At 40.0% G+C, this 23,145-nt stretch carries 24 protein-coding genes, 1 tRNA gene and 1 pseudogene; 4 read left to right on the forward strand and 22 right to left on the reverse strand.

The genetic code is table 11. The features are described 5' to 3' along the window. Nucleotides 1-230: 230 nt before the first annotated feature. Entirely contained in the window at nt 231-788 is a 558-nt protein-coding gene (locus H8B04_RS00790) for a YdeI/OmpD-associated family protein (protein ID WP_165289956.1), read from the reverse strand. A 52-nt stretch (nt 789-840) separates the two neighbouring features. Next, the gene (locus H8B04_RS00795) at nt 841-1,278 is read right to left on the reverse strand and encodes a VOC family protein (RefSeq protein ID WP_165289957.1); all 438 of its coding nucleotides are present in this window, start codon (nt 1,276-1,278) and stop codon (nt 841-843) included. A gap of 119 nt (nt 1,279-1,397) precedes the next feature. On the opposite strand from H8B04_RS00795, the gene H8B04_RS00800 reads away from it, so the two are divergent. From H8B04_RS00800 to H8B04_RS00810, 3 genes are read left to right on the forward strand one after another with little or no spacing between them, the layout of a single operon-like run. Continuing rightward, entirely contained in the window at nt 1,398-1,748 is a 351-nt protein-coding gene (locus H8B04_RS00800) for an ISAon1 family transposase N-terminal region protein (RefSeq protein ID WP_190301144.1), read from the forward strand. Next, nucleotides 1,741-2,007: a hypothetical protein gene (locus H8B04_RS00805; protein ID WP_223815187.1), complete on the forward strand. Its 267-nt coding sequence runs from the start codon at nt 1,741-1,743 to the stop codon at nt 2,005-2,007. Before H8B04_RS00800 ends, H8B04_RS00805 begins: the two co-directional genes overlap by 8 nt. Then, nucleotides 1,980-3,542, forward strand: coding sequence for a type IA DNA topoisomerase (locus H8B04_RS00810; RefSeq protein ID WP_317170627.1), 1,563 nt, complete (start codon nt 1,980-1,982; stop codon nt 3,540-3,542). The genes H8B04_RS00805 and H8B04_RS00810 overlap by 28 nt, the downstream gene beginning before the upstream one ends. A 166-nt stretch (nt 3,543-3,708) precedes the next feature. On the opposite strand, the gene H8B04_RS00815 is transcribed toward H8B04_RS00810, so the two are convergent. From H8B04_RS00815 to H8B04_RS00890, 16 genes are all read right to left on the reverse strand, one after another. Beyond that, nucleotides 3,709-4,536: an RteC domain-containing protein gene (locus H8B04_RS00815; RefSeq protein ID WP_188753283.1), complete on the reverse strand. Its 828-nt coding sequence runs from the start codon at nt 4,534-4,536 to the stop codon at nt 3,709-3,711. Between the two features lie 259 nt (nt 4,537-4,795). Beyond that, entirely contained in the window at nt 4,796-7,069 is a 2,274-nt protein-coding gene (locus H8B04_RS00820; protein ID WP_028069432.1) for a multicopper oxidase family protein, read from the reverse strand. 13 nt (nt 7,070-7,082) lie between these two features. Further along, a complete protein-coding gene (locus tag H8B04_RS00825) occupies nt 7,083-7,538 on the reverse strand; it encodes a heme-binding domain-containing protein (protein WP_028069433.1) in 456 nt (151 codons plus the stop codon). A gap of 32 nt (nt 7,539-7,570) precedes the next feature. After that, nucleotides 7,571-7,990, reverse strand: a complete 420-nt coding sequence (locus tag H8B04_RS00830; protein WP_188753284.1) for a hypothetical protein — start codon at nt 7,988-7,990, stop codon at nt 7,571-7,573. 26 nt (nt 7,991-8,016) lie between these two features. Continuing rightward, nucleotides 8,017-8,541, reverse strand: coding sequence for a DUF305 domain-containing protein (locus H8B04_RS00835; protein WP_002993268.1), 525 nt, complete (start codon nt 8,539-8,541; stop codon nt 8,017-8,019). Nucleotides 8,542-8,551: 10 nt separating this feature from the next. Beyond that, a complete protein-coding gene (locus tag H8B04_RS00840) occupies nt 8,552-9,217 on the reverse strand; it encodes a DUF3347 domain-containing protein (RefSeq protein WP_159638873.1) in 666 nt (221 codons plus the stop codon). A 6-nt stretch (nt 9,218-9,223) separates the two neighbouring features. Continuing rightward, nucleotides 9,224-11,344: a heavy metal translocating P-type ATPase gene (locus H8B04_RS00845; RefSeq protein ID WP_190301145.1), complete on the reverse strand. Its 2,121-nt coding sequence runs from the start codon at nt 11,342-11,344 to the stop codon at nt 9,224-9,226. 18 nt (nt 11,345-11,362) lie between these two features. Further along, nucleotides 11,363-11,668: a hypothetical protein gene (locus H8B04_RS00850; protein WP_028069437.1), complete on the reverse strand. Its 306-nt coding sequence runs from the start codon at nt 11,666-11,668 to the stop codon at nt 11,363-11,365. Between the two features lie 14 nt (nt 11,669-11,682). Beyond that, nucleotides 11,683-12,564, reverse strand: a complete 882-nt coding sequence (locus H8B04_RS00855; RefSeq protein WP_188753285.1) for a DUF3347 domain-containing protein — start codon at nt 12,562-12,564, stop codon at nt 11,683-11,685. A 268-nt stretch (nt 12,565-12,832) separates the two neighbouring features. Then, nucleotides 12,833-13,012, reverse strand: a complete 180-nt coding sequence (locus H8B04_RS00860; protein ID WP_081817834.1) for a hypothetical protein — start codon at nt 13,010-13,012, stop codon at nt 12,833-12,835. Nucleotides 13,013-13,277: 265 nt separating this feature from the next. Next, nucleotides 13,278-14,072 (reverse strand): cation transporter, encoded by a 795-nt coding sequence (locus H8B04_RS00865; protein WP_013407368.1) that lies wholly within the window; start codon nt 14,070-14,072, stop codon nt 13,278-13,280. Nucleotides 14,073-14,075: 3 nt separating this feature from the next. Continuing rightward, nucleotides 14,076-16,247 carry a TonB-dependent receptor gene (locus H8B04_RS00870; protein ID WP_190301146.1) on the reverse strand — a complete coding sequence of 724 codons (2,172 nt, stop codon included), beginning with the start codon at nt 16,245-16,247 and terminating at the stop codon, nt 14,076-14,078. Nucleotides 16,248-16,332: 85 nt separating this feature from the next. After that, nucleotides 16,333-16,644 (reverse strand): hypothetical protein, encoded by a 312-nt coding sequence (locus H8B04_RS00875; RefSeq protein WP_081817835.1) that lies wholly within the window; start codon nt 16,642-16,644, stop codon nt 16,333-16,335. Nucleotides 16,645-16,712: 68 nt separating this feature from the next. Next, complete coding sequence (gene arsB / locus H8B04_RS00880; protein WP_028069441.1) at nt 16,713-17,744, reverse strand: ACR3 family arsenite efflux transporter; 1,032 nt, start codon at nt 17,742-17,744, stop codon at nt 16,713-16,715. A gap of 3 nt (nt 17,745-17,747) precedes the next feature. Continuing rightward, on the reverse strand, nt 17,748-18,362 hold the full coding sequence (locus tag H8B04_RS00885) for an arsenate-mycothiol transferase ArsC (protein ID WP_190301147.1): 615 nt from the start codon (nt 18,360-18,362) through the stop codon (nt 17,748-17,750). Between the two features lie 19 nt (nt 18,363-18,381). Continuing rightward, nucleotides 18,382-18,846, reverse strand: a complete 465-nt coding sequence (locus H8B04_RS00890; protein ID WP_190301148.1) for a DUF6428 family protein — start codon at nt 18,844-18,846, stop codon at nt 18,382-18,384. Nucleotides 18,847-19,101: 255 nt separating this feature from the next. Here H8B04_RS00890 and H8B04_RS17230 point away from each other — a divergent pair. Beyond that, a pseudogene (locus tag H8B04_RS17230) lies at nt 19,102-19,167 on the forward strand (hypothetical protein); the annotation flags it as partial. A 787-nt stretch (nt 19,168-19,954) separates the two neighbouring features. Here H8B04_RS17230 and H8B04_RS00900 read toward each other — a convergent pair. From H8B04_RS00900 to H8B04_RS00915, 4 genes are all read right to left on the reverse strand, one after another. After that, nucleotides 19,955-20,027: transfer RNA gene (locus tag H8B04_RS00900), tRNA-Lys, on the reverse strand. A 244-nt stretch (nt 20,028-20,271) separates the two neighbouring features. Beyond that, entirely contained in the window at nt 20,272-21,549 is a 1,278-nt protein-coding gene (locus tag H8B04_RS00905) for a DUF3472 domain-containing protein (RefSeq protein WP_190301149.1), read from the reverse strand. Nucleotides 21,550-21,951: 402 nt separating this feature from the next. Then, on the reverse strand, nt 21,952-22,521 hold the full coding sequence (locus H8B04_RS00910) for a DinB family protein (RefSeq protein ID WP_190301150.1): 570 nt from the start codon (nt 22,519-22,521) through the stop codon (nt 21,952-21,954). Between the two features lie 80 nt (nt 22,522-22,601). Then, complete coding sequence (locus tag H8B04_RS00915; RefSeq protein WP_190301151.1) at nt 22,602-23,135, reverse strand: dihydrofolate reductase family protein; 534 nt, start codon at nt 23,133-23,135, stop codon at nt 22,602-22,604. Nucleotides 23,136-23,145: the final 10 nt, after the last annotated feature.

Genomic DNA, 23,145 nt, shown 5'->3' on the forward strand with positions numbered 1-23,145 from the left:
CGAGGTTCTAATGTAAATGATTATTAATACAGTAGAATATTTTTAGCGGGTTAAATATAAGGATAGAAAATATCTTTTAATTAAATTAAAAGGGCGAAAGCTAAGGTTTTAATAATTTTGTAGAATATTATCCATACTCCTAGTAGAGGAATATTATTTTTACTTGGATAATTTTTATCTTAAAACAGCTTAGTTGTAATAAAGGGTGAGAAAATTATTTTTTTATTAAACTATTTAATTCGTTGTTGATTTTTACTAAAAAGGATTGTTTTATCTAATCGAGATAGTCTGGTCTTATCCTGTTTTGCGCTCATAATCCAATGCGTAATAACCTTCCGATAGGATGGTGGTTGGTTATTGAAGAAGTTCCAAGCCGAGTGGTCTTGTTTGAATAAATTCTCATATTCTTCTGTTAATACGGATAGCTCTTTTTCATGAGAATATATTCGGGAGTTTTCTTCCTTCCTTATCTCAAAAATTTTTAAACCAGCTGGTTGGAGTAAACCTGCTTTCTTTAGTTTTTCGATTTTTGCTATATTGATATTGCTCCAGATGCTATTAGGCTTTCTAGGGGTAAATCTGATGCTATAACTTTCTTGATCTATGGATTTTCGAATACCATCGATCCATCCATAACACAGGGCTTGATCAACAGATTCAGACCATGTCATACTTGGTTTTCCACTTTTCACCTTATAGAATCCGACTAATAATTCTGTTTGCTTTTGGTGGTTTTTATCCAGCCACGCTCTGAATTGTTCTTGATTTTCGAAGAAAATGGGCGTCATAAGTAAGGAGTGCTGAAAAATTTCTTTTAATGTTGAGTTGCAAATAAGGATATTATACTTTCCCTTTATATCTAGGGTCATAATCCAGCATCCACTCAATGCCATATTTATCTCTAAACATTGCAAAATAAGAGCCCCAAGGACTTTCATCCAAAGGCATTTCTATTTCTCCTCCTTCGGATAGACCCTCATAAATTTTCTCCGCTTCTTCTTTGCTTTCTGCGCTTACCACTATTTTACTTCTATTTTCCCTTTCATTGGTTCTTCCCAATATTTCGGGTACATCGTTAGCCATTAAAACGCTCTCACCAATAGGTAGCGCAATATGCATTATTTTGTTTTCCTCATGTGGAGCTATGGGAAATGTTTCACTAGCCATATCCTTAAAGCGGGTGATATTTGCAAATTCGCCTCCAAAGACAGATTGGTAAAATAGAAAAGCTTCTTCAGCATTTCCATTAAAATTAATGTGAGGATTGATGTTTGCCATAGTTAAAGCTTTTAAGTCGGAATTAGTACGATAAATTTAAGGAAAAATAGGGATCAAGCAGAATTCTTGGGGGGAGTGTTAAAAATTTCTTAGTTTAGCATCCTTAATACAGATATCCCTTGCAAGAAGCCGAACGTAAATTACTATCTTTATTGCTGCCCGAAGGGCTTTTGGAATACTTTCAGATTTTAGAAGTCGATCAAGTTGACAATCAACTCCATATTTATTTAGATGAGCTTAATATTGCTCCGACAGGCTATGAGAACAGCAAGTTGGAATCAAAGGGGTTTATGCCTTCCACTGAAATTTCAGACTTTCCCATTCGAGGTCAGAAAGTTGCGCTACATATCCGCCGTCGTCGCTGGACGGTACTGGATACCGGAGAGATCACACGAGATTGGAACCTGGTGCGTGAGGGTGCTCGAATGACGACGGAATTCGGGATTTTTTTAAAGAAGATATTTGGATAATCATCCTGTAAGCGCCCAATTGGTCGGTCTTTTCTTCCAGATGGACGGCAAGCAACTACAGGATCAATACAAGAATCACCTCAGTGATTTCCATGATTGGGACCAAAAGTCTCATGCCGAGAACTGGACATTGTTCCCTGAAAACATCTCGGAACACCTGAGCATCGATGAGACCAGTTTCAGCAACGGCTATACCGTGCCGGACAAGGGCGGAGCAAAGCCGACTGGCTTGTGGGCATCAATGCCTCGCAGGCATTGAGTATTTCGGCAGGGCGTGGCGTTTACTCGCTTGGTAGAGTACAAACGCCAACGCTTGCCCTCATCTGCAAGCGGTATTTGGAAAACAAAGACTTTGCCGTCAAGAAATACTTTCAAATCCAGTTGGAACACCGCAAGGAATTTACAGACTTTAAGAGCCTTTCAAAGACCAAATGGGATGACAGGAAACTCGCTGACGATACGCTGAAATCTATTCAGCGTAACGGAACAGCAACCGTTACGGCAGTGGAAACCAAAACAGCTACGGAGCAACCGCCTTTGCTGTTCGACCTTACGGGATTACAGAAAGAAGCCAATAAAAGAGCATCCTACACTGCCGAGGAAACATTGAACATTGCCCAAAGCCTATATGAAAAGAAATTTATCACCTACCCCTGTACAGGGAGCAAGTACATCCCCGAAGATATGTGGTCGGAAATCCCTGCACTGGTAAGGAATTTGGAAGCACGGGCTTCCTGCAAAAAAGCGGTCGGAAAAGTGAAATGGGGGCGTTTCAACAAACGCATCGTGAATGATGTAAAGGTCACAGACCACCACGGTCTGCTGATTACCGAAAAAATCCCGTCCGAATTAACGGCACACGAAAACGTTATCTATGATATGATTGCGTACCGCCTGTTGGAAGCCCTTTCGCCTGCCTGTACCAAAGAAATAACCGACATCGAATTGCAGGCTCTGCACTATGACTTCACATTGAAAGGGTGTAAAATCCTCGAAGCCGGTTGGCGTGGCATCAAAGAAAAATTTACCGATGAGGACAGCGAGCCTTTGCAGGAACTGCCGGAATTAAAGGTCGGCGATGAGCTGAAAATCAAAGAGGCATCCGTACTGGAAAAGAAGACCAAACCGCCCGTGCTTTACACCGAGGCAGGTCTGTTGTCCGCAATGGAAAATGCCGGAAAGGAAATTGACAACGAGGACGAACGGAAAGCCCTAAAAGACATCGGTATCGGTACACCTGCCACAAGAGCCTCTATTATAGAAACGCTTTTTAAGAGGGATTACATTCAGCGTGAAAAGAAATCCCTTATCCCTACCCATAAGGGATTGCAGGTTTACGGGGCTGTAAAGGACAAAAAGATTGCCGATGTAGCCATGACCGCCGAATGGGAAATGGCATTGCAGAAAATTGAAAACAACGAGGCGGATGCTGGTGCTTTTCAGCGTGAAATGGAAGCCTATGCCACTTCCATTACACGGGAGCTTTTGGACACGGGCATTGTCAATGAAAAGCAACCCGAACTGACCTGCCCCAAATGCAAGAGCCGTCAGCTATTGGTTTGGAACAAGGTTGTAAAATGCCCCGATGAGGCTTGCAACTGGCTTCAATTCCGTACCGTGTGCGGAGTGCCGTTGAGCGTTGCCGATATAGAAAACCTCGTGACCAAAGGAAAGACCAACCTTATCAAAGGCATGAAAAGCAATTCGGGCAATAAGTTCAATGCCTATATCGTCATGAACGATAAAGCCGAAACTTCCTTTGAGTTTGAAAACAGGAAACCAAACAGGAAATAAAATAAATGCTTTGTTTTCTGAACGGCATACAGCGTGAGGGATAGAAGCGACATCCTTTTGCGGTCCTGCAAGATCCGCAAAAGATATAGCGGATAGCCCGACCCGTCTGCATTTTTTCGTTAGCCTGGGCATGAGGCTAAAATGCAGACGGTGGCACGCCCAAATCCTACTTTTCGTCCTGCTCGTCCATTCTACGCATAAGTTCTTCCCGAAGCGCATCAAGGAATTTTGTACGGTTCATCTTCCGGTTTCTCAACTCCAAATAAGCCTGATAAAAATTGCCCAAATCAACATCAAATGTGCTTTCAAAATATAGGGCTACTTCCCTTATATCGTTGTTCCCGTTGTCAAATACATTTTGATAGTGCAGGGCATAAATCAGTTCTATCAATGCCACTTTACTTCCTGTCCATTTCAGCTTCTTTTGGATTTTCGATTTATCTTTTTGGAATTTGTTATACAACTGGTCTTCGATGTAAACCTGTATCAAATCATTGGCTATTATCTTGGCGACCTTATAATCATGTGAAGTGGAAAAGGACTGGTCAGATTGAAAATAATAAGTGTCCAACCACAGCTTTATATCATGCTTCCCCCTTAAAAACATTCTATCGTCAAGTAACGAATTGTTGCTACGGTAATACTTATAGAAATCGAGGTTGTTGTTAAAGAACCTCTTAAGTTTTTTCAGTTCTTTGTTGAGGTATTTCCTTATGGGCTTTGCTCCATAGGGCTTTTTTGTTTCGATTTTGTAGATGGCATTGTAGTAAATGAGTTTTGCTACAAAGGCAGGTTTCTGATACTTGAAAAAACGGATTTCCTCATCCGTGTTCCTAAACCCTCTTTTCAGAACATACTCTTTCAGTTTGGACAGGCATTCAAGGATAAGGTGTATAACGGCTTCTATCCGTTGTATGGAACAATCGGTTTCAATCTCCAATTCGTTGATGGCTGTTTCCAGTTTATGTAGGGTTTCATTATAGAATTTATTCATCTGTTTATTTTGAAATAGATGTTATTGGTTAATACAGAAAAGCTAACACTGTTCGTATTAGCTTATGATGCAATTACTGCTTAAAAAAATTTAACCTCTACCGTATTGATGATGGAACGATAGATAGATTTTTGTTGCATACTTTAAAGGGTTGTAGTATGATGCAGGTTAGTCTTTGCGAATTACACCTGCATCACCTCCTTTTTTTTACCGATATTTTTTTACGGTTATGCAGTTTACAACCCTTAGTTATTTAATTTTAATAAGTCAATGCCAGCCCCACACCAAAGCCCATATCGCTATCATAGTGGGTACGTATACCTATATTCTTATTAATGATATACCTAAGTTCTCCCATATACTCTAAGTCGGTATTCACCATAAAACCACCTCTTAGTCTTTTTGAAATTGGTATATCTTCACGCATTAACTGCAATCTCACAATTCCATCATGATATACTTCTGCCTGAAAATTGACGAGCATAGGTAACGTATACATAAACCCTAAACTGAACGCCCTGCGGGTATCTTTCTTGTTGGTTTGTCCAAATATGTTCTTTTCGTGTTCATCTTCTCCCATTTTACGGTAGCGGTAATCAAAACCTACAAAGGGCATGAACCATTGCATCTTTCCAATGTATCTACCTAAATGGGTTTCTACTTCATAACCGTGCATACTATTATAGCCTAAACGCCATTCTGTTCCTAATTGGTAGCGTGCATTCATTAGCATAGCTTCTCCATCATTACCATTGGTTGCAAAATCGTTTTGTGCCATAAAATGAGGCATATTACTTTCTCTTTGCAATTCTTTATAGGCTTTTGCCTTGTCGGGTAGATAGGGGTTATTGTAGTCTCCAACTTCAAAGACCCTGTTCATTCCCGCCATCATGTGATATAATATATGGCAATGAAAGAACCAATCACCTTCCTCATTTGCTAAAAACTCAATGGTATCTGTTTCCATAGGCATGATATCCAACACATTTTTAAGCGGCGATTTTTCGCCTTTTCCGTTTATCACCCTGAAATCAAATCCGTGAAGATGCATTGGATGCCGCATCATTGAATTATTATAAATGGTAATCCGTAGAATTTCTCCTTTTTTTACAGGTATTTTGTCAGTTTCCGAAAGTATTTTATTATCCATGCTCCATACATAGCGGTTCATGTTGCCAGTAAGTGTGAATTTCAACTCTTTTACAGGCGCATCATTTGGAAGAGAGGTGTTATAAGGTGATTGCAACATAGCATAATTTAATGTTTTGATGTCTCCCAAGGCATTAGCGTTGTAACGGTTAGCGTCGTTATCCATATCCATACCCTCATGCTTACTGTGGTCTGCTTTTTTTGTTGCATCTCCGGTAATTTCGGGATACATCACTACATTCATGTCCATTTGGTTAAGGCTCATCTTCATGCCCATATCGTCCAAATCGCCATTCATTTTCATCATATCGTTCATCATCTTCATCCCCTCGAAATACTTCAATCGTGGGAGTGGAGAAATAAGCTGTTTGACCCCATCACCTATAAAGTAACTCGCAGATTGTGTCCTGTCTTCGGTTGTTGCTAAGAACTCGTAAGCCAAACCATCTTGAGGGATAGTCACTACAATATCGTAAGTTTCAGAAACGGCAATGATTAACCTGTCCACCTCTACAGGCTCAACATCATTCCCATCATTCGCTACTACTGTAATTTTTCCTCCAGCATACCGTAGCCAGAAATAGGAAGACGCCCCTCCATTGGAAACACGCAATCTGACTTTGTCGCCTGCTTTTAGCTTTTTACCATCAATTGTTTTCAAATCGGTGCTATGGCTACCATTTATTAGGATTTTATCATAGTAAACGTCACTGACATCCATCGCCAGCATCCGCTTCCACTCGTTTTTTACCTTTACCCCTAATTTTCCCTCCTTAATAGCTTCAACATATGATTGTGTTGCGCCTTTCTTAATGGCCGCCCAATCATTTGCATTGTGTAGCATACGGTTGATATTATCGGGGTTAAGATTTGTCCACTCACTTAATATAATTGGAACGGTCGGCAAATCGTCAATTCCTTTTCTGAATGTCTTATCATCGCTTCTTTTCTTCATGATAAAACTTCCGTACATGCCAATCTGCTCCTGCAATCCTGAGTGGGAATGGTACCAGTGCGTACCATGCTGGATAATCGGAAAACGGTAGGTGTAGGTTGTGCCCGGTGCGATGGGTTTTTGTGTAAGCCAGGGCACACCGTCTTCTTTATTGGGCAGGAACACGCCATGCCAGTGAAGTGATGTGCTTTCTTTCAATTGGTTGTGCACCACTATTTCGGCAGTGTCGCCCTCGGTAAAGGTAAGGGTGGGCATGGGGATTTGCCCGTTTACGGCAATTGCCCTTTTTTGCTTACCTGCATAGTTGACAAGCGTATCTTTTACATACAGCTCGTAATGCACCACTCTCTGTGCAAACAGCGTTTGCGTGCAAAGCAGTATCAGCACTGTTTGCAAAATTCTTATAGGTATTTTATTATATCTGTTCATGATTTGAAAAATTTTATTTAATGCTGTCTTCCATTGTGCTAAACCACGCTATCAAAACCTGCTTATCCTCCGGTGACAATACTGCATTGCGATGAATTAGTGTGTATGATGACAACGGCATTTCCCCGTCCTTAACCTGCCCGGCCATAGCCCTGAACTTGTTTCGCTGCCTGCGGACAGAATAGTCGCCAAATTCGCTAAAGTTGAGTTCCTCTTTCCCCTTTTTTATATGCTCTGCCATGTACCATGCGCCGGGCTGGATACGGCTGTACCACGGATAATGGGTATTGTTGCTATGGCAGTCATAACAGGACTGAACAAGGATAGTCTTTACATTTTGGGGTACGGCGTACACCCTTTCGATATGGGTGGCTGGCACTTCAACCGCCTGGTTCCGTAAGGGCTGAAAGAACTGTATGGCAATCAGGACGACAGCCAGCCCCAATATGATTTTCTTCTTTATGGTCATAATTATTTTATTGTGGCTTCATCTTTTTGTGTCTACTGTTTTTTCACATACTTGGCATAATTCTCCTTGTTTTCAAAATAAGAAACTTCACCGTTATTTCCTGTCACAGCAATCACCGCATTAGCTTTGTCTACCTGCTTATGGGAATAGGGGTCTATCGCCATCCGCACGGTCACATCTTTTGGAATACGTTCCTTACACATTTCGCAACATCCGTAATAGGTTTTACCATCAAATTTTACTTCAAACTGCTTTTTGCCGATATAGGCATCGTTGACCATGCAGACTTCATCCGATGGAACCAATTCACCTGTTTGGGTAGTATGTCCGTTGCTTTCCGGAGTTGCCTGCGAATGCTGCTGTTCCGCTTCATCCTTATTTGACCCCGCCTGACCGCAAGCGGTGAATAGCAGGGTTAATAAGGAAATAAAGCCAATTATTATTTTGTTCATGTCCAAACTTGTTTTTTTAAATTTTATTATTTACTTTCTTCAAACTCTTTTAGCTTGCGCTTCATTAGTTCAATTTCTTCCGCTTGGGTTTTAAGTATATTTTTTTGCAGCTCTATCAGTTCCGGGTCGGTCAGGTGTGCCTTTTCGGACATCAATATGGCTGCTGCGTGATGGGGTATCATACCCTTTGCAAACTGCTTGTCCCCGACATTGATTTGTTCCCTGATACCAAACCATGAAAAGATGCCAACAGCAACCGAGATGATGGCAATCGCCCAATTCATCTTCCTGTTGGGGTACATTACTTTCATTATCGCTAATTCGATAAGCAGCATTGCCGAGGTCATCAGCAGGGTCATGTACAAATTGTTGATATTGGGTATCAGGTTCTGCCACCCGTCAATCATGGCGTACATGATAAAATACATCACTGCGAACATTGCGACAGCCATCACCGCAAAGCGTTTGTACATGGCCGAAGCATGTTTTGTATTGTGCGTGCCATGCTCCGAGGAATGACCCGCATGGTGACTGTTTTGCATATTTTCCATAACCCGAAATTTATTTGCTGTTAATTGTTTTTTCCACCTTACCGCAGGTCAGCATTTTAGAACCGTAGTAAGGGTTTTTGATTTCCTTGTTTTCGCTGAACCAAACAGCACCCTTACCGTCATTGAACATCGGGCAATGGTCCTGATACAATGTTTGCGATGTACCGAACAAATCAATCAGGTCTTTCAAATCTTCGCCAAGCGAGGCCAAATGTTCCCGCTGGTGGTGAATGTTGCCGACATTTTCCCCGATATGTTCTGCGTGTTCTTTAGCATCGTCCGCTATGTCCATGTACTTTTTGTGCTTATCAGCAGGAACGGCTTTCATGTCCACTTTATTCAGGGTAGCTAACAGCTTTTTCCCTGAACTGGCGGCAGCTTTGTCATCGTCCGAAACAAGGGCGTTCTTTAATGACAGATAATCGGTAACTATGGGCGCAATAGAAAAGTTTTTTGCTTCTTCTTTTCCTGTTGCTTTTGCTTCCTGACCGCTCGGAGTTTCACTCACAACGTGCGCAGCTACCGTATCATCCTCTTTTGGTTGGGAAGCTGACTGTTCTTGTGATACAACAGCAGTATCACTTGAAGACTGCTCGTTTTTGTTGGATGCCTGATTGCATGATACTGTTACAAATGCCATGATAACAGCAATGATTGATAATGTTAGATTTTTCATTTTTATTTATTTTTTGATTTTTAAAAAACTTGCGTTAATAGCCACTACAATGGTGCTTACACTCATCAGCACAGCACCCATAGCGGGACTTAAAACAAAATTCGGATAGAGTACGCCTGCCGCAAGCGGTATTGCCACCACGTTGTAGCCAACCGCCCATATCAGGTTCTGTACCATCTTTTTGTAGGTAAGTTTGCCGAAGTCAATCAGTTTGACCACATCCCTCGGGTCGCTGTCTACCAATATGATATCCGCTGTTTCGGCAGCCACGTCCGTACCGGAACCCACGGCAATTCCAACATCTGCCTGTGTCAGTGCAGGTGCATCATTTACACCATCACCAGTCATTGCTACGATTTCGCCTTTTGCCTGAAACTCCTTTACTTTCTCCTGCTTGTTATGCGGAAGCACATTGGCCAAATACCCGTCCATACCCAATTTTCCGGCTACGGCAGCAGCAATCCTGTCGTTATCCCCCGTGAGCAGAAAGGACTTGATGCCCATTTTTTTGAGTTCCTCAATCGCCTGTGCCGACCCCTCACGGATGCTGTCTGCCAAAGTAATGAGTCCGATTACCCGGTCATCAATGAGAACAAAGTTTACTGTTTCGGCTACCTGATTAATTTCGGCTGGAATTTCCGGCAAAGAAAGGTGGTTTTCGGTGAAGTAATTCGGGCCACCAGCTACAACACTCTTTCCGTTTACAACACCTTTTACACCTATACCCTGCATATAGCTAAAGTTTTCAGACTTCCATAACGCAAGCCTCTTTTCTTTCAATGTAGCCATAATGCCTTTCGCGATATGGTGTTCCGAATTTTGCTGTACTGCGGCAGCATACTGGATAACTGCATCGGCATTGTATTCGTCCGTAAAGGGAATAACCTTTTCCACGGCATGGGAACCTTTGGTGAGCGTTCCGGTTTTGTCAAAAATGATGGTAGATAGCTTACGGGTGGTTTCAAATGCTGTGCGGTTGCGGATGAGCAGACCATTGGTCGCCGATAGCGTTGTGGAAATGGCGACCACCAACGGGATAGCCACGCCCAATGCGTGCGGGCAGGCCGTTACCATTACCGTCACCATTCTTTCAAGCGCAAAGGCAATATCTCCACTGCTTGCATACCAATAGGCAAATGTGCCTATGCCCACGGCAATGGCAATAAAGGTGAGCCATTTGGCAACTTTGTCCGCAAGGTTTTGCGTATTGGACTTAGTAGCTTGTGCCTCCTGCACAAGATTGATAACCCTGTTCAGGTAGCTGTCTTTTCCAACGGCTGTTACCTTAACTTTCAGCGCACCATCGCCATTGATAGAGCCTGCGATGACCTTTCCGTCCTTTTCCTTTTTTACGGGAACACTTTCTCCGGTAAGCATACTCTCGTTGATATATGAAAGCCCATCCAGAACCAATCCGTCGGCTGGAATTTTTTCACCCGGTTTTATGATAGCCGTTTCACCGCTTTGCAGGTCTTCGAGCTTTATCTTTACAGCTTCTCCGCCTCGTTCCACGGTAACATCGTTGGGCAGTAACGCTACCAATGACTGTAATGCCCGTGAAGCAGCCATTTGGGAACGCATTTCCAGCCAATGCCCTAACAGCATGATGTCAATTAGGGTTGCCAGTTCCCAAAAGAAATCCATACCCTGCAAGCCAAATACAACGGCTACGGAATAGACATAGGCTACGGATATGGCGATAGCAACAAGTGTCATCATCCCTATGGCTTTGGCTTTCACCTCGCCAATCATTCCCTTTAGGAATGGTAAGCCTCCATAGCAATAAATCACCGTACCCAATGCCAGCAACACATATTTATCGCCATTGAAAGCAAGCGAGAAACCTAACCATTGCTGTATCATGTGCGACAGGAGCAGTATAGGGATTGTAATGACAAGGCTTATCCAAAAACGAGTGAGGAAATCACCTGTATGATGTCCCTCATGTTTATTAAAGTTTTCGTCAGCATGGCCATGTTGAGAATGCCCGGAATGCCCATGTTCTGATGTGTGTTCATGAGAAACTGACGCACCGCCAACGGGAACCAATGCCATGCCACAGAGCGGGCATTTGCCCGGTTCGTCTTTTAGCACCTGTGGGTGCATAGGACAGGTATATTTTTTCATAACAAGGGGTTTTAAAAGTTATGTTGCACTTAATTTTTTTGCCATCTCATGGGTCATTTCTTCGGCATAAGTACCATAGGCATCAACAAGTACGCCTTTATTCTTACTATCATTAGACGATATGGCATAAATTACGGCATTGTTATCAGGACTGCTGTCGAGGCTTTCAAACCTATGAGTTTCCGTAACCGTAAAATCCTCCGGTTTTAGTTTCAGGCTCCTTGACGCACAGTAAAGGCAGTCCGGCAACAGACTAAAGTCCATACTGTACCCACGCTGTCTTAGGTCTTTAAGTGCCTGCACCATGTCATTGTACTGTACCATAGCTTTCAGACCTGTTATTTAATGGTTTCGACCGTACTTCCGCAGGTGAGCATCTGTGAGCCGTAATATGGATTTTTAACCGCATTCTCTTTACTTAGCCAATTGGCTCCCTTACCTCCATTGTACATAGGACAGTGCTGGTAATAAACGGGGGTGTCCTGTTTAGACACTTTAGCCAGTGTGTAGATGCTTCCCGAAAGTGCCGCAAAAGCACTTCTTTGTTTTGCAACGTCTTTTGATTTTGAAATGCTTTCCGCATTGGCCGTTAAGTCCTGCATTACTTTCATCCAAGCCGTATGTTCCTCTGCCGATAGCTTATTCATATCGACTGCTTTAAGGGATGCGGCCAATTCAGCGGCATTGGCAGATGCGGTCGCCGCATCGGTTTTTATCAAAGCGTCTTTCACTGAAAAGTAGTTGTCAAATACAGCTTTTAGCTGTGATCGGTTTTGGGCTGCATCTTTGTTAGCGGATGCTGCCATTTGGCCATGGTCGTGATTGCCATGTCCGGCATTCATGTCCATTCCCGCCTCTTTGTTTTTGGCAACCGTCTTCACGGGTCTATCATACTGGCAGCAACCAGCCAGTTTAGCATATACGTCATCCGGCGCACGGAACTTCTCACTGTCATAACCAGCCAAAGCAATACGTTTCAGAATTTCATCCTGATTTGTTTTGTCGCCGTCATAGGTGAGCGTAGCCATCTTGGTATCTTTGTTCCAGTCCACGCTGGCTACCTTTTTTACGTTACCTGCTTTTTCGATGGTGGTTTTGCACATACCACAATTGCCGTAAATCTTTACGGTTTCTGTTTTCGCATTCTTGATTTGTGCGAAGCCGTTTATTGATGATAGTAACACGGCGATTACCATCACTATTTTTGATAATGATTTCATAATAATTGCATTTTGAGAAACGGGGGATTGATAAACCCGTTTCTGTTTTAAATTTTAAGTAAATGATACAAATAGGGGATTTGCAAAAGCCGGAACAGCTTCTGACAGGACACACCTATGGCTATCAGGCCATAGTTTTAGCTTATTTTAGGCGGTAGCCAAATGGAGAAAAAGCCCGAAGAATAGTAGGCTTCTTTGAAACCGAATTTTTGCTTTTTAACTGCTGCTAAGTGATTTTTTGCCTTTAATTCGATTATGGTTGGGACATTTAGGGAAGTGGTTGAAGCACCGCACCTGCAAGAGCTGTGTGAACAGCCGCCCCCGCATTTGTCACTTTTGCATTTTTTACAGGATTTGCCCTTGCAACCTTTTTTATGTTCTGATTTTTTGGATTTCTCCTTTGAGCAGGAAGACTGCTCGGTCTTTGTTGAATTTTTGGAACAGGCATAGCTCTGACTTGGCATCATAAAGAAAACCAAACAGAACAATGTCAAAATGCCTATATGTATTCTATAATTTTTCAACGCAACAAAGTTACAAATTAGATTGGTTTTTTATGTGATTTTTAAGATTTTTTTGCTTATCTGAGCAAAACCACCTATCCACTTTTCCAGGATTTACAAAATACCCTTTTTTCGCCAACCACAATAAAAAATTGGCCGGAAAAAGGGCATTTCTAAAACAGCTTGCTTATCACTTGAAAATATAACGACTTATTCTACTAACTTCAATATCCTATATGCCCCTCTTGCCACAATTACAAATACAATTGCTCCGATAATCAAATCGGGGTAGCTTGAATTAAGCCAATGAACCAAGAGACCTGCAACGATAACGCCCGAATTGATAATGACATCGTTCGATGTGAAAATCATACTTGCCTGCATGTGGGCTTCCTTACTTTTGTTCTTTTGTAACAGGTAAAGACAAAGCACATTTGCCATTAGTGCCAAAACTGAAACGATAATCATCGTTTGAAAATCGGGCATCTTTTCAAAACCTAAAAAACGTCTTATTACTTCCACAAAACCGATAACAGCCAACAAGATTTGGAAGTACCCTGCAAATTTGGCTATGTTGTTTTTTCTTGCGACCGTACCCCCTACAGCAAACAGAGCCAAAGCGTAGACGATACTATCGGCAAGCATATCCAAGCTATCCGCTACCAATCCCATTGAGTTGGAAAAAATACCGAACAACATTTCCACTCCAAAGAAAACGAAGTTGATAACCAGTACCGTCCAAAGTAGCCTCCGTTGTCTATTGCTTGTATCCGTTTCAATAACTCCGTCAGTTTCTTCGGTTGAAATCAACGTTGTATTTAGGTTCAAAGTTTCCAAAGCCGATAAAATCGGCTCGGGGTTTCCACTATGATAAACATTCAATTCCCTATTGGGAATATCAAATTCCAATGACTTTACCGTATCAAAATCCTGCAATTTCATACGGATTAATTGCTCCTCACTGGGGCAATCCATTTTGGTAATATTGAATATGGTTTTGTTCATATTTTAAAGTTTAAATTTTATTCCACCATTAATTACAAATCCGTCCAACGGTGCATAGATGTCTCTAAAAACAGGGTTGGTTATTGTGCCTGTATAGATGTTGTCAAAACGTGTCTGCCTTGTATCAAGGAAGTTTTCAAAGTTGATATACAAAGAGAAACGTTCCCAAATCTTTTCAGCCATAAAGCCACACATCCAATAGTCCTTTCCAGTTGTACCGTCATTCAACTTTTGAGGGCTGAAATAATAGGCTTCCAAACCAATCTTCCATTTACCCTCTATTTCGTACATCAGTACGGAATTAACACGGTGTTTTGGGGTCAATGGATTTTCGGTACTTGTTCCGTTTTCCAGCAATCGGGTATCGGTAAATGTGTAGCCCAAAAATAGTTTCAAATCATCATAGCCGATTTTCACATTGGTTTCTGTTCCCTTGGTATGGATGTAACCCGATGAATTGATAAACTGATAAGTATTTGTTGCCATATTTTGAAGCAACAATGGATTGTCTAAATAGGTGTAAAAGAATAAATGGTTGATGCTGAACGTCCAGTCATCGCCCATATTCGTGCGGTAATTGATGTCTGCATTTGCACCGTAGCTCTTTTCTAATTTATTGGTATTATCATCAATAGGCATAACGTTTTGATATTGTATGCGTTCGCTTTCTTCGGTAAAAATGGTTGGTGTTTTATACCCAAATCCACCCCCGATGCGTGAAGTCAATCCGTTTGCAATATGGAACAATGCCGATACTCTTGGTAGAAAAACAGCCCCGTAATCCACCACGTAATCCGTTCTTAAACCTGTTTCCAATTGAAACCAGTCCGTAGCCCTAAAAGAATTTTGAACGAAAGCCCCGAATGTCGTTTGATTGTAATCCCTTAACGGAAATGAGGTAATTTGTTTTTCTTTGAAGTTATCCGTCCAAATATTAACACCTGTTATCCATTCAGACTTTTCTTTGCTGTGGGTATAGCTCGCTTCCGTAAAAGTGGCTGTTTGCGTTCCCTCAAACTCGTAATTGGGAATAGCTGTATTACGGTTAAAATAACTTACGCTGTTTTTGACTTGGACAAAACTGTTTTCATTTACTGTATGGTCAAAAACAAATTGTGTGGAATAACGCTGTGTTTTGTTTTCCTCGAAAAACTGGTGTGTGTTGTCCGCTTTGCCCTTTATATAAAGCATGTCGCCACCCAAACGGTTTTCAATGGTGGCGTTGATGCCAAAGTTCATTTTAGTTTTATCATTGAAGTAAACAAATAACTTGGGGTTCAATACATACCTTTCAAATTGGGGAATGGCAGAAAGTCCGATTTGTGCAGGGTCGTAAGCTACGTTTCGGTTGTGCGAAGCGAATATTGTTGTTCCGATTTTATTAAACTTTTGTCCGTAAAAACCGTTGATGTCCAATCCTCTGCCCGATGTTCCGTTTAAATGAAAACGCAAATCCCTTTCTTCCGTTGGTGTCTTGGAAATTAAGTTTACCAAGCCTGCTATTGCTCCACCACCGTACAGCGTAGATGTTGAACCCTTAATAACTTCAACCTGCTTTAAGTCAAGCGGTGGAATTTGCAACAAACCTAACCCACTTGAAGCACCGGAATAAATCGGGAAACCGTCTTTTAAAATTTGCGTATATCGCCCGTCAAGTCCTTGAATACGAATACTTGCATTGGCACTTGTGGGTGAGGTAGTTTGGACATGAATACCTGTACTCTCGCTCAAAAGCATACGAATATCCCCTGCTTTCATATTTCCTTTTTCGTCCAATTCTTCACCTCCGATAAATTCAATACGGGTAGGAATATTTTGTATGCTTCTCGTGCTTCTGGTAGAGGATATGACAATTTCGTCTAACTCCTCTGAACTTTCTTTGAGTAGGATTTCAATAACACTGGTGTCCTTTAATGGAAATTCTAATGTATCAATACGTTCATTGAAGCCTATATAACTAAAATGTATTTCCTGTAATCCATTAGGAATATTGAATAATGTAATTTGCCCGTTCTCGTTAGATGTTGCTCCAATTGAAGTGCCTTTTATAGATGCCGTTACGCCAATTAAAGGTTCTTTCGTTCCACTGCTTTTTACGACAGCGGTTAATGTATTTTGTGCATATACACAAAGGTTTAGTGCCATGAAAAATGACACAATGAGTATTTTTTTCATTGTAAAAATGATGCTTAATGTGAAGAAATAAACAATTACGATGCAAAGCATCGTTACTAACTAACTTGTGCCGAAGCACTATACATTAAGCGATTTGTGGTGGATGCCAAATAGAATAGGGGAAGTCAGAAATAGGTGACGTAGTTATTACTCCTAATTTCTTTTCAGGTAATTGGAAAGAGTTAGCAATTGAAAAATAAAATGACGTTATTACAAACCCCGTACAGGTATTACATTTAGAAAAAGGGGAGCAACAATCCATCCCGCAATCATCGTTGTCTTGTTCTTGACTATCTGATGTTTGGTATGCGAGGTCAAGGCATTTATCTACCATAAAGCAAGGTGCTGTTGATAACACCAACACCATTAAAGCTAATATGAATGATAAATATTTCATTATGCAAAGGTAAAAAAAATTAGTTTTCAAATCTCTACTCTTATTTCATCCCTTAAAAAAAACCTTTTCTATGTGTAATACTTTCCCTTTAACCACAAACTTGCTCGTACCAATAGTATCAGTACCGGAACTTCCACCAGTGGGCCGATTACGCCCACAAAAGCCTGTGGTGAATGAATGCCAAAAACAGCTATTGCTACGGCTATTGCCAATTCAAAATTATTTCCTGTGGCTGTAAATGCGATGGATGCGTTTTTGTCGTAAGGAACATTTAAGAATTTGCTGATAAAGAAGCTCACGAAAAACATCAGTACAAAATAGATGATAAGCGGTATAGCTACTTTTACTACATCCATTGGCAACTCCAATATTTTATCACCTTTCAGACTGAACATCAATACTATGGTGAACAATAAAGCATATAATGTAATGGGTGATATTTTGGGAACGAATTTGCGGTTATACCATTCTATACCTTTTGACTTTACAAGTGCGTAACGACTTATAAAACCTGCTAAGAAAGGAATACCTAAGTATATCAATACGCTTTCGGTTACATCTTTCATTGATACGCTTACATTGAAATTGGCTAAGCCTAATTTATTGGGTAATACGTTAATAAATAGCCAAACAAAGAAGCTGTAACTTATTATCTGAAAGATACTGTTCAATGCGACTAATAATGCCGTATATTCTCTATTCCCTTTCGCCAAGTCGCTCCATACTATGACCATAGCGATACATCTTGCCAAACCGATTAATATTAAACCCGTCATATAATCGGGTTCGTTTCGTAAAAACAAAACGGCTAAACCAAACATCAATACTGTACCGATTACCCAATTCAGTAATAAAGATATGCCGATTACTTGCGTGTCTTTAAATGCTTTGGGCAACAATGAATAATCCACCTTAGCCAAAGGTGGGTACATCATCAATATAAGCCCTATCGCCAAAGGAATATTGGTAGTGCCTACGGATAAGGCATTTGTAACATTGGAAATGCTCGGAAAGAAATACCCTAATACTATTCCTGTCGCCATTGCAAGGAATATCCATAACGTTAGGTAACGGTCAAGAAATTTTAGTTTTGGTTGCATCGGCTAACTTTTAATCATTGAAAAAACATAGAACATTTCCTGCGCTATCTGCAAACTCCTTTCAGCATATACCTGTGCCTGTTCGGGTGAGCCGACCGAAATCTTGGGGTCTTCAAATGTGATGGGTATTCTCTTTTCCGCTCCGGCAATGAATGGGCATCCACCGTCCGCCTGCGAACAGGTCATAATGGCGACAAATGCCGATGCAGGGTTGAAAGGACTATCGTATTTTTTTGAAAACCCAATGACTGGCAAAGCATTATCGCTGTATTTTATCGCATATACAGGATTATCGGTTTCCGCAATCTTGAAAATATGAAAACCTTGATTGGTCAATGTTTCCGCCACTTTCGGGAATAGTGCTGTTTCTTCTGTACCGCCCGAATAACAATGTACGTTCGGGATATTGAAGTATGCACTTGCCAACTGCGCCCATACCTGTGCTAAATGGCTTCTTCGTGAATTATGGGTACAGATAAAATTGAGGTTTATATCCTCACCGCTGTTTGCTTTTTGCCGTACAAAATCTATCAGCGGTTGCAGTGTGGTTTTACGTTCCTCTTTTACGGTTTGGACGTCAATAATCCCGTTTATGGTTTCAGCTAAATTTTTATACATTACGATTTGTTTTTAGTGTTTAGCAACATCCCGAATTAGGTGTACAACAAGTGCTGTTCAGTTCTGATAAGTTTATTTTTTGCTTCTCGGCAGGAATGCCACAGGCATCGCTTGCCAAACAAGCCGTCTGTTTGTTCTTTAGGATGAAATGTTGACCGTCAAAGTCTAAGTCAAATTTGCCAATCGTTTCGCTTTGATATTCTACTTCGATTTCGGCATCTTCCATTCCCAGTTTTTCTTCTGATAGCTTGATAATGTTCAATAGTTTGGCGGGCTTTAACCTGTGTTCATAGTCGTTGGCATCCCACAGTTGAAAGTTTACCGCTTTCTCTATACGGACTACACCACCGCAATCAATAAAATGTTTAGTGATTTGCCCTATTTCCGTAACGTGGAAATGTACGGGAACAAATGTTCCGTTCTCTAATTGAAATTCAACATTGTCCAATGTTGGCAAGATTTCTTTGATTTTTGATAGTTTCATAATAACTGAATTTAAAAAATGAAATAGTAAACTTAATATTGCAATATAACGATGTTAAATGCTAAAAAAAACACTACGTACAGCACTTGGTAACTTGTACATTTTGATTAAAAAAAGTGTTCAATTCGGCTTGAATTTCTTTCCATATATTTTCATCAATGCAATACCGAACAGATTTGGAAGATGGTACGGGAAAAAGCCAATGGCAAAGGTCGGTTCAACAAAAACAGTTTTTGGATAGCTGTACGAAACCCGTTGTACTGTGGTAAAATAGTCATTCCTCCCTACAAAGAGGAAAAGGGATATTTAGTGCAAGGGCAACACGAGCCGTTAATCAGTGAAAAGCTGTTTGACGATATACAGGAAATTCTCGATGGTAGAAAAAGGGAAATAAAGCCTAAAATAGTGGCTATGGAAAACCTACCGCTTAGAGGGTTTATTAAATGTCCTAACCCTAATTGTAATAGGATGCTTACAGGGAGTGCATCAAAGGGCAAGATGGGGGTCTACTACAATTACTATCATTGCACTTCCGCCTGCGGAGTACGGTTCAAAGCCGAAACCGCCAATGAGGCTTTCCTAAAGCAATTACGGTATATGTCGCCAAAAGAGGGCATGGTCGAGGTTTTTATCGAAGCCTTTATAAAAGACTTCAATAATAAAACCAAAGCCCAAAACACGGAACGGGCAAATATCATAGGTGAGATTGATGCGTTGAACAAACGCTATCAAAATGCACTTTTAAAGAATGCGGATGGAGAAATGGCAGACGATGATTTCCAAGAAGTAAAGAAATTGACCAAAGGAAAGATTGAAGTTTTGGAAAAGAGATTGAACAACTTGGCAGTAGTCGGAACGGAGATTAAAGACTTGGTAGCATCTGCCTTAAAAAAGGTCGCAAACATTGATAGACGCTATGAAAACGGCGATATTGAGGAAAAAAGACTTATAGTGAGTTCGATGTTCCCCGATTTTTTGGAATTTGACGGAACACAACATCGAACTCCGAGGCTAAATTCTGTGATTGCTCTTATCTATCAGAATAACAATAAGTTACAGAGCAAAAAAAATGGGACAAGTCTTTCTTTTTTAGACTTGTCCCAAGAGGTGATCCCGCTGGGACTCGAACCCAGGACCCATACATTAAAAGTGTATTGCTCTACCAGCTGAGCTACGGAATCCTAATTCTTATTTTGAATTATCCTTCGTTGTTTGAAGTGATGCAAAGGTAGGGTTTTTAGTTGTAAATGCAAATTATGGGTAAATAAATTTTTACTTTATATCGTAAAACACTCTATCTGTGTGAATTATTTTTTTGTTCTTTTCGTACTTAGTATGAACTGAAAAGCTCATATGCTGATTTGAATAAACAAAAAAGCAGATACCAAATGGAATCTGCTTTTTCTTAACGCATATTTTTGTTTCTTAAGGTAGAGAATCGAAATCAATTTGAGGAGCACTCTGTGTATTATCAAACTTGAAGATTGTGTCTGGTTTTTCGATTTCATCAAAGAATCCACCCATTTTCAAGAAATACCCATTTGCCGTAGTACCACCTGTAGCATCTACGCGATTACCTTGTCTATATGTAGCATCGACTGTTAATCGAGCTTGAGTAACTTTATTCCACTGTCCGTTGTATGTCCATTGATTTTTGAATTGTACGTGGCGCGTCAAATAGCCTTGGTTTGGATTGAAATTCTCTAAGAAGCTATGAAAGCCTTTTAGGTACGTATTTGTTTGCGGACGTTTGAAACTTGCTATCAGAGCCCAATTGTTATTTTCAGGAGCAAAGAACCAAGCCGTGAAATCTGTATTTCCTTTGCCATCAGGTTGCCCTTTTAATAAGAATTTGTAGGTCACTCCAGCTTTCCAATTGTAGCGCAAAAAGCTTTGACCACCAGATCCTTCATTTCCAAATTCTCCAATGTATACATCCTTACCTTTTTTTAGTAATTTGATTTTTTGATCTTCTGGAATGGCATTTGGATCATCCGTGTGGAAAGGACTCCATACGGAAAACAAAATACGACGCTCAGTAGGAGAGTTTACCTGAATACCAAAATAACCTTGACCAAATCCATTTGCCATAAAGTAGGAACCTTCTACATCTTGACCTTCTGGAACTAATACTTCGTTGTAGTAATATGTTGTATTTTCACCTTGTGGACCATATCCCAAGTGACAAGATGGTCCGCGGCGTGTCCAATAAAAATTGTCTTTATCACGACAGTAAATCACTCCATCTGCTGTTGCAGAACCTTCCAAAATAATAGTTTCAATTGCTATATCTTTTGTTGAGGATAAAAAATCAACACTTTTATAGCCTTCATTTGAAATGCTGAATTTCCCTAAGTCAACAGTTTGGAATTCGTTACCCGAAATTTTTACTCTTTTAGTGCTGTTTCCTACAGCAATTTGAAGGGAAGCTACATTAGAAGAAAGAACTTTTGCTACCGCTTTTACTGTAAGATCACCTTTGCTGTTTACCTTAAAAAAGGTACTTACCTTCTTCGAATCTCCTTTGCTAATGGTTACATATTCTTTACCAACTGCGTTCTTACCTTTGGTGTAACCAATTTCGAATGAATTTCCAATAACAGGAACCGCATAACCAGATTTTTCTTTTTGAGGGGCGTGCTGTGCTGTACAACTGAAATTAACCAACAAAAGACAGCATACTATATTTAATAATCTAATCATAATTTGTATTTAGCTTACGGTGAAATTATTAAATTTTATTGAGCGAAAATGCTGTTTTAAATATCTAGAACTGTCCTAAACGATGTAATAAGGACTAAATACAGGTTTCAATCGGTTGTTTAAAATTGTAATATTTTAATAGATAATTCGAGGAGTATATCTTCAAAGTTTTCAATTGTGCTTTTTTGATGTATGGACGACCAATTTAATAAGAAGAAAGATTGAATGGAAATTTAACCTATACATATACGAAAGCATTGGTTTTTGATTTAAAATTACTCTACAAGTTACTCCTTGAAGTTTATTTTAAATGGCATCCCTGCATATGAAAAAAATTTAAATGAACCAGAATTCATGAGGTTATAGATGTTCAAAACAATAAAATGTAGCCTTATTATTTGATTAATAAATCGGTTTGAGATTCTCAAGTTGATATTCACACAATATATTTTCAATCTGTTTTAAATGTCTCATAATATGGTTGATATAAAATTTAAATGTATCACCTAGATTTATTCGAATTAATGAAGAAAGTGAAGTTTTGATTTTTGTTATGTTAAGATTAACATAACGTGCTTGCATCAGAAGATTGATCAAATCATTTTGCTGATTTAAGAACTTATCAAGGACTTCTATGGATAAATTTTGGTGGATAGGATTTTTTGATTTAAAGGTTTTCATTTTGTTAGGTTTGTCTTTTGGCAGCATACTCTGCGCAAAATAATTCCCTAGCCAACTGCTTTTAAAATCGGAATTAGGTGTAGAATTAGAATTTTGAATAGCTTCACGAATTTCTGGAAGGTAATAATCTGCATATCTGTTAAGATGTTCTATGCATTCTAATATATTCCAGGAAGATTCATTAGGACGCCATGTCAAAGTCTCCAAATCAAATGAATTAAGTTTCTGTCCTTGGTCTAATATCTTAAATGTCTGATCTATTAGTTGTTGAATTAAAAGGTCAGTTTTCATGGTAAATGGTGTAATGTGTTTATTACTAGGTGTATAAAGCTAAGTTGGATTGTTGAATATTAAAATAGCATTCACATATTTTAATGTTTTCTCTTATAATGCACTTGTACCAATCCTGTTTCAAAAGCTTTACTTTCTACTAATTCTAACAACTGTTCGGGCCTATGATCTTGAAACAAACGTGTACCCGCACCAAGTAGGATAGGGACTATAGAAATAATCATCTCATCAATGAGATCTTCCTTCAATAAAGAATTGACGACGTCAGCGCCACCATCACAATAAATATGTTTTCCTTCCCTCGCTTTCAGTTGATTGACTAATAACTTTAAGTCACCATTATAGAATATAGTTCGCCCTTCATTAGGATGTGAACTTCGTGTAATGATGTACACATCACGTTCTCCATTATCATAATGTGCTGTTCCAATATTATTTTTTACCCAATCGTAGGTCTTTCGGCCGAGAATGAAGGTGTCAATAGTTTCGGTAAATTTCGCGTAGCCGTAATCTTCGCCTTCTTTTTCAACTAATTGGAGGAAACTCAGATCGTCATTTGGTTTTGCAATATATCCGTCCAGACTACAAGCAATGAATAAGCAGACTTTTCGCATAGGTTAGTTT

This window comes from Sphingobacterium litopenaei, from assembly GCF_014692495.1.
Taxonomy (GTDB): Bacteria; Bacteroidota; Bacteroidia; order Sphingobacteriales; family Sphingobacteriaceae; genus Sphingobacterium; species Sphingobacterium litopenaei.